7 protein-coding genes are annotated in these 14,647 nt (G+C 30.8%); 1 reads left to right on the forward strand and 6 read right to left on the reverse strand.

The window, feature by feature from the left end; genetic code table 11:
• Window positions 1-111: 111 nt before the first annotated feature.
• The 3 genes from B6K90_RS08475 to B6K90_RS08485 are packed head-to-tail and all read right to left on the reverse strand — an operon-like array spanning window position 112 to window position 3,586.
• Window positions 112-1,413: a helix-turn-helix domain-containing protein gene (locus tag B6K90_RS08475; RefSeq protein WP_088012297.1), complete on the reverse strand. Its 1,302-nt coding sequence runs from the start codon at window positions 1,411-1,413 to the stop codon at window positions 112-114.
• Window positions 1,414-1,424: 11 nt separating this feature from the next.
• Window positions 1,425-2,258 carry a DMT family transporter gene (locus B6K90_RS08480; protein ID WP_088012298.1) on the reverse strand — a complete coding sequence of 278 codons (834 nt, stop codon included), beginning with the start codon at window positions 2,256-2,258 and terminating at the stop codon, window positions 1,425-1,427.
• Between the two features lie 23 nt (window positions 2,259-2,281).
• Window positions 2,282-3,586: an amidohydrolase gene (locus tag B6K90_RS08485; RefSeq protein ID WP_212667556.1), complete on the reverse strand. Its 1,305-nt coding sequence runs from the start codon at window positions 3,584-3,586 to the stop codon at window positions 2,282-2,284.
• Between the two features lie 613 nt (window positions 3,587-4,199).
• On the opposite strand from B6K90_RS08485, the gene B6K90_RS08490 reads away from it, so the two are divergent.
• A complete protein-coding gene (locus B6K90_RS08490) occupies window positions 4,200-5,690 on the forward strand; it encodes a right-handed parallel beta-helix repeat-containing protein (RefSeq protein ID WP_088012299.1) in 1,491 nt (496 codons plus the stop codon).
• 185 nt (window positions 5,691-5,875) lie between these two features.
• Here B6K90_RS08490 and B6K90_RS08495 read toward each other — a convergent pair whose 3' ends face one another.
• The 3 genes from B6K90_RS08495 to B6K90_RS08505 all read right to left on the reverse strand — a co-directional run bounded on the left by B6K90_RS08495 (window position 5,876) and on the right by B6K90_RS08505 (window position 13,900).
• A complete protein-coding gene (locus B6K90_RS08495; RefSeq protein ID WP_088012300.1) occupies window positions 5,876-9,286 on the reverse strand; it encodes a CDP-glycerol glycerophosphotransferase family protein in 3,411 nt (1,136 codons plus the stop codon).
• A 543-nt stretch (window positions 9,287-9,829) separates the two neighbouring features.
• A complete protein-coding gene (galE, locus tag B6K90_RS08500; protein ID WP_088012301.1) occupies window positions 9,830-10,825 on the reverse strand; it encodes a UDP-glucose 4-epimerase GalE in 996 nt (331 codons plus the stop codon).
• A gap of 879 nt (window positions 10,826-11,704) precedes the next feature.
• Window positions 11,705-13,900 carry a CDP-glycerol glycerophosphotransferase family protein gene (locus B6K90_RS08505; RefSeq protein WP_088012302.1) on the reverse strand — a complete coding sequence of 732 codons (2,196 nt, stop codon included), beginning with the start codon at window positions 13,898-13,900 and terminating at the stop codon, window positions 11,705-11,707.
• Window positions 13,901-14,647 lie beyond the last annotated feature (747 nt).

Consider the following 14,647-nt stretch of genomic DNA (forward strand, 5'->3'; position numbering starts at 1 on the left):
AGGTTCATTTATGGCTATGACCATAACTATAGCACTAATTATTTATTTTGTTAAGTAATAATATTCAGAATATTAAATTTCAAAAGAAAAACGATAAGTTTATACTTATCGTCACAGGGTAATTTTATAAATATTTCTAGGTCTTCCACGTGAAAATGGTGTTTCCTCACCTATAACCTGAGCAATTCCTTGTTCTTCTAATTCTTTTAAAATTCTACGTGCGCTTCTTGGCATGATTTGCATATACTGTGCCAGCTCGTGAGCTCCAATTTCACTTTTTCCTATTTTTTTAAGAATAGACTCCAGCTTACTAAGCGTAGAAATACTAAGAGAAGTTTGTTCGCTTATTTTTTGTAGTTCCTTTGAGACATAAGAATATGTAATTTGTTCTTCTCTTCCCAACGGACCTGCTATCGTTTGATTATCGAGAGCAACCATCCAACTTCCTTTTCCATACTCTCTAGCATGAAATAAAGCTCTTCCGGCGTGAATTTCTGCTTCGTAAGCCGTTTTACCGATTCCAATACCACAAGTAATTACTTCTTTTTTTAATTCTTCAAGATCTTCCAAATTCGGAATAATAGAAAATTCATTCGTTATATCCTGTAATAGTCCTCGGGTTGTAAAAATGACATATCTACCGGGACCAGCAGATTTAAGTGAACCTTGAACTTTATTGGCGTAAACAAGAAGCTTCTCTGCCATTTTAATTTCTATTTTATAGATTTCATCAGTCGAAAAAGTATCCTTCGCCAATCCAAAATAAGAGTCAATCTCAATCATTTGAACTGCAATTTGACTTTCTTTAAAATGTAACATCTCATAAGTTCGAAGTGCTAAATTTAGTACGGACTCAATAGCAGACTTAGCAGGAAGTACACGATAAACGGGGACACCCATTTTTTCAAGTTCGATATGTGCCGATCGAAGACATGTAACTGCTGCTTTTGTTTTACCACTTTTCCATAACTCATAGTGGTATCCTGCAAGTACCTTTGCGTCAACTTCTCCATCATAATATTTCAAAAATAAATCATTAGCTTTAATCTCTGCTTCGTCTAAAATACTTTTGAGTTCATCATAATGGAAGTTATCAAAGCTGATCTGCTCCATTGCTATTTGGTTATGATAGAATATTTGTAACAAAGTTTTATAGAGACTCGGCCCAGTGTGAGGCGTAAAAAACATAGGTTTTGTAATTTCACCCCAGCTTTTTGCTATTGCATAAGGGACCTTACCTGAAAAGAGCCAAATATCAAAATTATTAGCAATTGGTTTTAGAAGATCAATAATTTCCTCTTCTCTCCAATAGACAATAGGGGTACATTCAAATTCAGGGTATTCCATTATTACAGATTGAATAACGTCAATCGAATCATCAGATCCAAGAAGACCTAAACGGATTTTTTTCATCATTTCCTCCACTACTCTAAAATAAATAAAATTCCTAAAATCGTAATGCAGCAAGCTATTAACTTGGCCGCTGTAATTTTTTCTTTATAATAAATTCTTGCTAAAAACAATGCAAATATTGGTGAGGTATAGGCTAACGCTACAACTAGAGTCCCATTGGCAATCTTTAAGGCTGCAAACAATGCGATCCATTGAGCAATCGCAAGTACCCCACGAATCGAAAGGTGCATATTCAGTTTAGGATACCAAATTTTAGGACGATGGATTAAATAGATTATTAGGGCAATCCCACTTGCTCTGAAAAAATAAAGTGTAGGGGCGTTTATCCATTGATGAACGAGCAATTGTTGAGTAGGAACCATGCTGAGTCCAGCAGAAACTGCTGCTGCAACACCTAATAAATTCCCAGGCTTTTTAATTTCTACTAATGGAGATAACATATTTCTACCTTTAACATTTAGAAAATATACACCAAGCACAATAAGCAGGACTGGAATTAATATATGTATATCAAATCCATGCAAAAAACTATTTGGAATAAATGTGAATAATGGCGTCAGCGCAGTATACACAGCTAGTTGTGATACTTCTATTCGTCCTAGCGCTAAGAAAAACGACACATTAGACAATGCATCTAAAATAATCACAATAATTAACAAACCTGTTGTAATAGGAGTAACCGTAAAGGAATAAAACCATGGCATAACGCAGCCTAACAGAATGGTCACCACTAGAAAGGATGTTACGATAAAGCTATTATTATCCTTCATTTCCAGTGTAATTTTTTTTGCATACAACGCATTTACTGCATTCAAGAAGGAACTGATTAATGCAAGAATAAACATACTCTTTTCTCCTCTCTTTCTTGTTAATATTCAGCTAAATGTGCAAGTAAATTTCCATAAACTTCAACTGCAAACGCAATTGTTTTTTCGTTAAAGTCGAATGCACAATTATGATGGCCAGCTGCTAATTCAGTTCCAAACAATAGATAAGTAGCCATTCCGCCATTCTTTTGAACCTTCTGCATCATACATGTTACATCTTCAGAAGCAAGAAAAGGCTGAGATATAATAATCTCACTGGTTTGTTTAACTTTTGATCCTATACGGTATACAAGATTTGCAAGATCCCAATCACATACTGCAGTAATCGAACGTCCGACTACCTCGGTATGTTCCTTAATCCCATACATCTGAGCAACTGATTTTATGATACGAAGTGACTCATCCTTCATATATTGATCAACCTCATTGGTCGTTCCTCTTGTTTCAAATTTCAACTTAGCATGACCTGGAATAATGTTTCGACCTTCTCCACCTTTTAAAACGCCAACATTTATTCTTGAATCCCCTAAACCATGCCGTGAAATTGCATACAATTGCAATGTAATCGTAGATGCTGCAAGTAATGCATTTCTACCTTCATGTGGTGCTAATGCCGCATGTGCTTGCACACCTTCTAGTTCTAAATCAATCTTAGTTGACGCGAAAAAATCTGTTACGCCACAGACAAGTTGGTTCTGTTTTGTTGCAGTTACACCGATATGACCACTAAAGAAATAATTAACATCTTTTAAGACACCCGCATCAACCATAGCTCTAGCTCCACGTGCACCTTCTTCAGCAGGTTGAAATATTAATTTAATTTTTCCTGAAAGCTTCTCTTTCATTTCTGAAATCAATTGTGCCATTCCCAACCCAATAGCGATGTGGCCATCATGCCCACAAGCATGCATGTAGCCTTCAACTTTCGAATGAAAATTCTGATTCCATGGCACATGATTTGATTCTCTATCTTCAGAGATTTCCAATGCATCGATATCAAAACGGAATGCAAGTGTTGGACCATTCCGCCCTGTATCCCAAACGCCTACTACACCAGTTAACCCTTCCTCCATTTTCTCAACCCAATAAGAATTTGCCCCAAATGACAATGCCCGCTCCTTAGCTTCTTGTATCGTTTTTTCATCAGGGACTCCCATTCTCGATTCAGGTACAATTATATCTCTTCCTACTTTTACCTCGTATCCCAAGTCTGATAAGAAATCCGCTATGAGTGATGAGGTTCGGAATTCCGTCCATCCAATCTCTGGAAAAGAGTGGATATCACGCCTAATTTTTATCAAACTTTCTTTCATGTTATCAACCAACTGTGAGATTAATTCTTCCACTACACTTACCTCCTTATTAATTGGACTGAATTTAAATGATCAAAACAAAGAAGTACTTAGCCTTCTAATATTAATTACGGTTGAATTCAGGTTACGACCACAATTATAGACTATTCTGACATTTTTGAATAGAAACCTAAAATACTATTTTATTAGACCACCAGCTTAATAAAGTTTGAAAGGTTACGTGTATTTTAAGACATCACCTTCTTGTAAGATAAGTTCTTTCTTTTTCACAACATTCTCTGGATATTACAGCAATAAATAAAAACCACCTAACAAGGTGGTCAATAATATACTTCCGATGAATAAAACCTTTGTCATTCACTCTTTAAGGCAAATCGCGTTGAAACAATAATTTTATGAATTGTCAAATTAATTATCAACAGTTCAGTTATATTAAAACTTGTGATATTGTTATCCATACACGCTCTTTAATAATTAGGTATTTTGACTGAACTCCCCAAACTAGTTATAAGGAGTTTTTTCACGTTAAAAAAGGGATTATTTCTAAATGTTTCCACTTGATAAAATTATTATTAAAATGATATTATTTTACGCTAATTAAAGGAAGCGGTAGAATGCTTGTAAGTACAGAAAAGAGGCTTCAAAAATGAATAAAGAAAGACAACCATTTTATTTAAAAACATGGTTTCTTATACTCATGTTTATGATTCCACCAGTATTTTTAATACTTATATGGAAAAGGACGCGTTCAAATAAGCTTCAGGTAGGACTGAACGTTTTCTATGTTTGTGTTTTTATTACAGCACTCATATTTAACAATCACGAAAGTAGAAATAATGGTTCCGCCGTTATTACTTCAAGTAATAGTGAAAATAATGATTCTACTGTTTTTGTTTCAAAAGAAGAGCAAGAAGAGCAAGAAGAGCAAATAATTATATCAGCAACAGAATCTTCAAAAGAACAAGCGACATCCATATTAAGCATCCTCCGTAATGCAGGAGTAAAATCAATTTTAAGTGTGAAGCATGATGACATGTTAGATGATGTTGGCACAAAAGGATATAGAGTAGAATCTTCAGAGTTAACAAATGTTATCCTATATTTAAATGAACAAAAGCAGGTTTATTCTATTAGATATGCTGGAAATTATCTATATTCTATTAATACAAATGATTTAAAAACACATGTAATTAATGTAAAAGAACCACCCTACAATCTAAAAGGTGATGGAACAGATGAGACAAAATCCATCCAAGCATTATTAGACCTTGCCAAGTCGAAAGGTTCAGTTAGCTTATATTTTCCAAAAGGTGTATATGGCATGAGTGGATATTTACGTATGTACAAGAACACGAATATTCAAATGAGCAAAGATACTGTTATAAAACGGCTAGGGAAAGGTAATAACGTTTTTGTTAATGGGGAGTTCGGGAATAAAACATATGCAACAGGATACAACGGGGAAGGAAATATTCATTTTAATGGCGGAACAATCGATCTTAATTCTAAAGATGCTCCAATAAGGATTGATAAAAATATTAGTGCATTTGATATAGGACATGGGAATAACATCTCATTTTCAAATATGACGATTAAAAACGGTCAAAATGGTCATTATTTCCAAATCTCATCAAGCGCTAACATTCGTTTTAAAAATTGTATATTCAAAGATGTTTACCATAATTCTTCAATAAATAATATGAATTATGAGTTGATTCAAATTGAAACTGCAAATAAAAGAAGCTTTCCAACATTTGGGGGATATGATTTAACTATATCGAAAAATATAACCATTGATAATTGTATATTTAAAAATGTTATCCGTGCTATCGGAACTCATGGTGATGGAAAATATGGAACAGAAGATGTTATTTATTCTAAAAATATTAGAATACAAAATTGTAAGTTTAAAAACTCTATTGATAATATGTTAAACCTTACTGCCTATGATAATGTAGTGTTGAAAAATAACAAAATCGAAAATGCAGGCGGACATGGTATATATGCCCTCCATGTAAAAAACAGTGTAATTTCTGGAAATACAATTATAAACACACAAAAAAGCAGCATTCTCGAAAGAAATTCAACCATAACGATTCAAGATCTTCAAAGCGTTACCGTAAATAAAAATCGGTGAAAGTCGACTTTCACCAATTATTTAGGTCAAACCCATCTCTTATTTTAAAATAAAAAAATCGTCTTTTCATGTAAAATGTAAGTAACTAACCCAACCTTTTACGAAAAGACGATTTTTTATGATTAATTAAAAGAAAAGTTTACTACCACAAATTATAACATGGTATTAGAACTGAACCTTCTAACTTATATATTTTTTAATACTTTACTTTTCTTAATTCCTTCATATACTCTTTTACTATTATTATTATCTATATACTTAAAATACTCTCCTCTTTGTGATGCAAATTCCTCTTTTTCACGAAAATCATTGTTTATATATTCCTGTATTTTTTCGATTAAAATATTAGAATCAAAAACTCTATCACCAAACAGGCCCTCTTCCATGTCTATATAGCTACCTGTCAATTCTTTATAATCTTTATAATCAAACTGATAAAAAATAACAGGTTTAGACATATAATACATTTCCCATGCAACACTAGAATAATCTGTAATAAGTAAAGAAGCATTCATTAGAAGTTCATTAACTTTTTCTTCTCCAAACTCAATTAACCTTATTCTCGAAGACATTGATGTAAAATTATTGATATACTGTTTAAATTTTGGATGTAAGAAGAAATTTAATTGAATATCATTAGTTTCCAGAATATCGTTAAGTTTCTTTGAATTGAGTACTTCCATATAATATTTATAATAATCAGTTGCAATAAATTTTTCTTCACTTACTTCATCAAGCCAACCTCTCCATGTTGGCATCATAAATATTTCTTTTTTATCTATTTTATAAGATTTATCTTCCAATACATCCCATCTTGGGAATCCAGAAACGATAATATCATCACTATAATAACCTAGTCCATTCATTATTACCCTTTTTTCAAACTCTGAGGATGTGACATACATTGTTGCTGCACTTGGTGATTTTTTGCTTAATATACTGTCATTTAATTTTAAAGCTGTAACACCATGTTGTAAAAATACAAATTTTTTCTTATTTAAAATATCTTTGATTCTTCCTTTTTGTTGTCTCCAAGTATACAGGTGTCCTCTTGTTTCTGAAGCTACTAATAACTTTGCAGACAATGTGTATAATAGATGCTTAATAGACATAAAGTACAGAACTTTGTCTTCCATGCCCTTTAAATATATATTATCTGGATAATTTCTCTTTATAACATAGTAAATATTCTTTTCTGGATGATTTTCATAACAATATTTAAAGAAATAATAAGAATTGTCTTGTGCAGTTTCAGAATTTTTCTCATACACTAGCCAAATATTCTTCTTTTCGAAAAATTTTCTAAACAATTTATATATTGGGAATGCAATAAGTTCTTTGAGTTTATCACTTCTTTTTTCATCTGCAGACATCTGTCTATAAGCTAAAAACAATACTCCTTTTGGAGTTATATAAGGATACACTACTGCATTTTTGTCATCGTACCAATTATAGCTTACAATACTCTTATTTATCTTGTTCATCAATTCTTTATTACAATTTTCTAAACGAGCAAAAATTTGATCCCCATTAATATCCACAACAATAAAAAAATCATAATAGAATTGATTCATATCTATTTGTGATAAATCGATTAAAAACTTGGCACGCTGATATTTTGAGGACTTTTCAAGAATATTTACATTGAAATTATACTCCTCTTTTGATATTTTTGAGCGTAATTTCATATTTACACCAACAAGAGAAAAATCTATATTGTTTTTGACACTAAACTTGAACTGACATGAAAAAATATTTTTTTTCATTTTAATGTCAATTATTTCTGTAGAATACTCATATTTTTCCTTATATACAAATTTTTTATCTCTTATTACTATAGATAAAGCACTATACTTGTCAAAATAAGGAATCATTACATTATCGGATTGTAAATAATTATCTGTGTTAAGCTCAATTGTATTTAAGTACCTTTTCGCTTTAATTTCTATAGCATGTTTGAAAATTCCTATAGCTCCACTTTCAATAAAGTCCACATGATTTACTTCTGCAATAACATCCCATCTTGATGTTTCGGTACCAAAAACTTTTATTAAACTTTCTAAATCTATTTGGAAAGTATTTACTCCTATTTCTTGATTAGCTAATAAAATTCTTTCTTTTGTCTTTCTCTTTACAGCATAAAACATTATTCTTTCATTTAATATTAGATTTGAAATTATTGAAAATTTAATTATATATTTATCTTGAACCAAATTATATATATCAAATTTTGAACTAATAATTTCATTTGTTAGTTCATAATAATTTTCTTCAGTATCAAAAATTAATTTAATAGGCTTTGTATTATTTAGGTCTAAGTATGCTACGAAACCATTATCTAAATGGGGGACGACAATTGGGTACTGTTCCTTCTTACTTCCCTTCCAGTTAGAGAGAGAGATCAGTCTAATCACTTTAACTATATCTTCTAAACCATCAACTAAAGGCAACTCATTATTATTTTCATCCACTCCATATGAACGGATATAGAAATTTAATTCTTTCTTTTCTTTACTCAAAGGACTAAGTTTATCGTATAAATCACGGATATTTAATATTATTTTGTGATCTCTAATGATCCAATCAGTAAATTTATAATCAGTATTACAACTAATCCAGATTTCCTTATTATTAAAAATAGATAAGTAATCAATAGTATTTTTATCAATTACAAAGATTAGATTATCGCCTTCGATTTGATAAGTTTCAACGTATCCTTCTATGTTATCTACACGACTAAAAGATTCATTTGATAAATTTAGTGCGTTATTACAATGAATTGATACGCCTCCATTTATCGTTATATATGGCCTAATAAAAGTAGATTCTTTCAACTCAATTATATCGTGTAATATACTTTTATCCCTATAATCTACCAAATTATTTTTCATACCTAGTCGATATTCTGAAACAACTCTTCCGTACTTTTTAACCAATTTCAAATCATATCTCTGTCCCAATTCAAAAGAGTTATCTAAATCTAATTCAAATATTAACTGTTCTTCCGTAGAATATACTCTTTTTATGTCTAATTGAAGAAAGTTTTTACTTTTTCTCATATCCGCTATGAAATAAATATCATCTGTACTTTCAATATCCTTTATATTAAAACATAATTTAATAATCCTATCCTGAACAATCATATTACTTACAGTAAGGTTTTTCTTTATGATTTTAAAACATTCTTTCCATATTAACACTGGATTCCCATACATAATAGAACAAAATCCATCTTTCGTTAAATATGGAGTAGCTTCTCTATCTTTTGATATTTTACAGGAAACACTATAGTGCCTAATAGATTGTTCTACTTCATTATCCTTTAATAATCTTGCTCTATATTTATCAAATCCATCATAAATAAATATATCAACCATACCTCTTTGTACATCTGCAAATGTAATTTTATCAAAACTTACTATTCCTTCTAATAAATCTTCCTGTATAGTTATTGTTGGTTTATATATACTTTCTTTACCTGATTTTCTATCAATTAAGCAAAAATCTATTCCATTTTTTCCTTTTAAAGTGTTATTAAATTTTAGTATTAGTTTGTTATTTTCAATAAGATACTCTTTTATATCAATTGATTTCAAAACACTGCCTCCAATATTTCTATAAATTAAATCTACTTGTATATAGTAACTTCTAAATGAGCCACTATGACCATTAAAAACTAAGCCACTTCTGATTGAAAATACCCCCTAGTTGAGTAAATTAGGAGGAGAATCAAAAGTGATCGATTTGAGAGATAAACAACTATTCCTTTTTATACTATTAATCAGTATACTTTTCCTAAAAATGCTTTGGTATCTTACTGTCTGATAACATTATTGGTTGGTTCTTATAATATAAAGTCCCAGTGTATTCATAGCTGTTTCTCTAAATAAAGTGATATAATTGTGCAGTATAAGGTATTTTCTATTATCACATCTAATAATTAAATTTTTTTATCTCCATGTTTAAAGAGAACTCATTACTATTAATTTCGTTACACTGCGAATCAACAAAAAATAAATTTATTATGAAGTATAAAAGTAGAAAATACGAGTAGTTTCTCTTCTATTTTACTCATTCAAAAATCTACCCAACTTAAAAATAGGATTCCGAGAAAGGTTGTACCTTCATACCTTTTATTTTTATTTTTCAACACTTACATATCCATTCGGATGTGAGCGATGCCAGTTCCAAGCTGTTTGAATCATTTCTTCAAGTGAGTACTTAGCTTCCCAACCCAACTGTTCAAAAATTCTCTGCGATGAAGCAACAAGCTTTGCAGGATCTCCAGCACGGCGTTCAGCAAGAACAATATTTGCTTTCTTGCCTGTAACCATTTCGCAGGTTTCAATTACCTCTTTTACAGAAAATCCTTTACCGTTCCCAAGATTAAATACTTCATTAGACTTTGTACCATTTTGAAGACTAAGTAATGCAAGAATATGGGCTTGCGCAAGGTCTGTAATATGAATATAATCACGGATACATGTTCCATCGGGCGTGTCATAATCAGTACCAAATATAGAAATCGTTTCTCTTATTCCTAACAAATTTTGTAGCACTAGCGGAATTAAGTGTGTTTCTGGATTATGATCTTCTCCAATTTCACCTGAAATATGAGCCCCAGCAGCATTAAAGTATCTAAGTACTACATATTTCAAACCATAGGCATTGTAAAAGTCATGAAGAATTTGTTCAATCATCAGTTTTGAACGGCCATAAGGGTTAATGGGACTGGTAAGTGTAGTTTCTGTAATAATGTCTGTTTCTGGAATTCCATAAGTTGCCGCAGTAGACGAGAAAATAAATTTATCTATTTTGTATTGGATCATTTTCTCAAGCAATGTAAGTGTTGCAGCTACATTATTTTGATAGTACTTGAAAGGATTTGCAACAGACTCTCCAACAAGACTATTTGCAGCAAAATGCATAACTGCTTCAATTGAATACTTCGTAAATAGACGTTCTATGTCCTCATTGTTACTTATATCGCCTTTCTCAAATATTGCTCGACGATCTATACTTTCTAAATGCCCTGTAGATAAGTTGTCAAACACTACGACCTCATGGCCTTGATCTAACAATTCTTTTACTGTATGGCTACCAATGTATCCGGCACCGCCTACGACTACTATCATTTATTTCATTCCTTCCTTTACTTTAGTAATTATTTAACAAGGTAATAATAGCTGTTATTGTCTTTAAAAATAAATTTTAAAATTGAACAAGATGATTTCTCAATTCCAGTTCGCAACGCAATATTGTTGTTTGAATAAACCTCTAATTCCTCTCCTACATCTTATCGTTTTCCTTCAAAGTCAAGTCATAAGCAAATATTCGTTGGATTTCATTTAACTTTTGAATAGAATCTTTAATAATTTCATTTTTCTTAGTAATACTATTCCTTATCCATAAAAGCTTTATGTAAATGCCTGTGAACTACTATATAAAATTCTAATGATCATAGTTTTTCAAACTTGTAAAATTAACATAAAATGCAGAAATTTGTATTTCTTTTAAAACAACATTAATAATTGTAACATAATATTCATAGTCCATGAATAAAGAATATGACGAAATAAATAACTGTTACACTTTATGACCTACTATTACTTATCTACTCATCTTTCACACTATAAAAATCAATCTTTGTGTAAGTCTATTAAAGCTTTAAGATCAATAACTCGTTACTTGAAAGTAGAAATATTAAATCAGAATATGGCTTGGTCAAACTATCCAAGTAGCATGTGAAAAAAAACAGTTAGATACGCAGTTCTTTCTATCTATAAAAAAGACTACCTTTACAATATTTGCAAAGGTAGTCTTGGATAATTTTAATAATTTTTGAATATATTTATAATTTCTACTCTTATAATGATACGGTCCTGGGCTGACCAGGTGATCTTGATTATTATAATATTTGAACGCTAACAGAGATGTTCAATCCTCTAAAAGTATAATCATCTACCCTAGTTCTAAGGTGAAGTTAAAATTTTAAACAAGCTACATGCAACTTCTCACTTTAGAACACTTAAGATACTTGTGCTAATCCGTCTAACAAGTGGATTTTGATTATATCTTCTATAAATGGATTTTAGAAGATAGCTTCTTTTTAATAATTTATGAACTCCTCCCCATTTAACAAGGGATTTTTCCCGTTCACTGATATACTTAAAAATTCTAGCGCTGTTATCTTGATCAACATGTTTAAAATAATAATTTCTATTTAAACTAAATTCATCTTTTTCTTTAAACCCATTGTTTATATAAACGCTTAACTTATCAACTAATTCTGAAGAGGCATATGCAACTTCTCCAAAAACATCATTTCTTAGATCCATATAGCTACCTTGAATGTCTAAATATTTATCCAAGTCAAAATGAAAGAATAGTACCGGCTTCTTTTGATAATATGTCTCCCAAGCTACACTAGAGTAATCTGTAATCAATAAACTCGAACGCATAATTAATTCATTAATATTTGCTTCTCCAAATTGGATAACATTTATATGCTCATTAGAACTAGTAAAGTTTTCAACGTATGGCATAAATTTAGGATGGACATAAAAGTTCAATGTAATATCATTGTCCTTTAACAATTGGGAGAGCTTTTCTGATTGTATTAGACCGTTATACACATGATAATAATCAGATAAAATAAATTTATCATCCTCTACCTCTTCAAGCCAATTTCTCCAAGTAGGCATTAAGAAAATTTCTTTTTTTGTGTTTTGATGCGATTTATCCTTTAATACATCCCATCTTGATAGGCCTGTGACAATGACGTTTTCTTCTTTATAACCAAATTCTCTTTTTACGATTTCTTTTTCAAAATCAGAAGATACTACAAATAGGTCTGCACCGTTAGAAGATTTTGCTTTAAATGAATTTCCAACTTTTTTCAAACCTAGTACACCATGTTGTAAAAATACATACTTCTTTTCGTATAAAAAATCACGGATAACTCCTTGTGAAACCCTCCATGCAAACCCATGACCTTTTGTCTCTGAGGATACAATTAACTTTGATGCAAGTAATAGAAAGAGATGTTTAAAACTCATAAAGTAAACGACACGCTTTTTATAAGGGGCCAAGTTTTTCTCATCAGGCGATCCTTTTTTAATCACGTAGTAAACCTTTTTATTATATTGATTTTCATAACAATATTTAAAGAAATAGAAGCTATTATCTTGAGCCGTTTCTGAGTATTTCTCATGAATAAGCCAAATTGGCTTCCTTGTAAAGTACCAGAACAATAAACTATATAAAATAAAGGCCATATACTCATTAATCTTATACTGAAGAGATTCGAATTCACCTTTTTGTCGATATGTTAAAGCTAGATAATCATTCGCAGTAATATAAGGATAAATCATATAGTTATCTGAAGTATTTACAGTATATTTAAGCATACCATGTTTCAATTTTTTACTAATTAAATAATTATCATTGCGAAGACGTGCATGATGTACATCGCCATTATCTATAGTAATTGAAATATAAATATCCCAATAAAATTGCTCTAGTTCTAACTGGCTAATATTTAATTCTGCTTTAACCGTTCTACTATTCTTGTCACGTGACATCTCTTCAGTACAAGGGATCTGAATTACATGGCTCTTATCTTGTCGTAACCTAAGTGTGATATGATTTACTACAAAATCATGTGATTCATTAAGATTAATTGAGGCAGTAAGCTTTAGTACCCCTTGTTTATTTATAGATAATTTATGGATTTTTGTTTTTACAGGATACTTTGTATTCATATACTGTTCTGGAGTACAAAAATGGAATGAGAACTCATTATTTAAAGCCAGATATGGCGCTATACCAAACGTTTCATTTAGCATTAAATAGCCTACACGCTTATCTTTCTCTGACAAAGGCTTAACATTGAAGTTTCCGATTCGTTTGTTTACTTTCACGTTATCACGGTATAATTCCATAGACAAATCCCAGCGGCTGTTTTCAGTAATTTTACCTTGAAACTGAGAAATCGGAATGATGATGTGTTCTTTATTGCCGGATACGGACCTTTTTACTTCCAGTGTAATAATTTTAGAATCATTTCTTTTCTTAATATAGAACTCAACATTATTTGCATGCTTCAATTCTTTAGAGCATATATCAAATGTTATATATACATCCTCAACCCTTAGATTTTCTGCATTTGCTTGCCCATTAAATGCCAGCTCTTTTTCTTTATGAGGCATGTTATTCCCCCTATAGCTCTGTATTTTCTAAGTCGTCTAGCAGAATAACTGCATTTCTCTATACTTAGCTTTGAAAATATTTTATTCTTTATTTTTTTAGTGAGTTATACACTAATTTTCCCATCTGCCGTTCTTCTGGTTAATTTCTTACTGAACTCCTAGAGGATAAGTGTCCTTACATATTCAGACATACAGACACTTAACTGTTCAGCACCTTTCTCCAGCATTTTCTTTATAGACGGTTCTAGTTTAATACACAATTTATATTTCTCCTCTGCAAAGCGTGACATAAAATATTCACCCTTATTAGTGGACACGATTGTTTAATACATATGGTATTAAAACCTATAAACAAGATTAATTATAAATCATATTAGGCATAGAGTCACGACTTACCGTTTGGTAAATGTTCTCTGACAGGATTATATGAATTATGTCATCTAAAAATGCAAACCTGATTTTTCACTTTCTTAATATAGATAAATTCATTGATGAATTTAGAGTATTAGTGTTTTTTCTCTAAGAAGTGTGAATAATAAATTGACCCACCTTATTTAAAACATCATTCATAGAATAACAAAGGTATTAACACACGTTTGTGATACAAATCACATCATTGATATTAATTCGACAAAAGTGCAGAAAAAAGAATTTACCTATTAGTATTGGCAAAAATTTTTTTTACAAAAAATTAAGAAATAATATCTAGTTACCATTTAAATAGAAGAAACATTTTGGTTTATTACT

It is taken from the genome of Gottfriedia acidiceleris (assembly GCF_002128425.1).
Classification (GTDB): Bacteria; Bacillota; Bacilli; order Bacillales; family Bacillaceae_G; genus Gottfriedia; species Gottfriedia acidiceleris.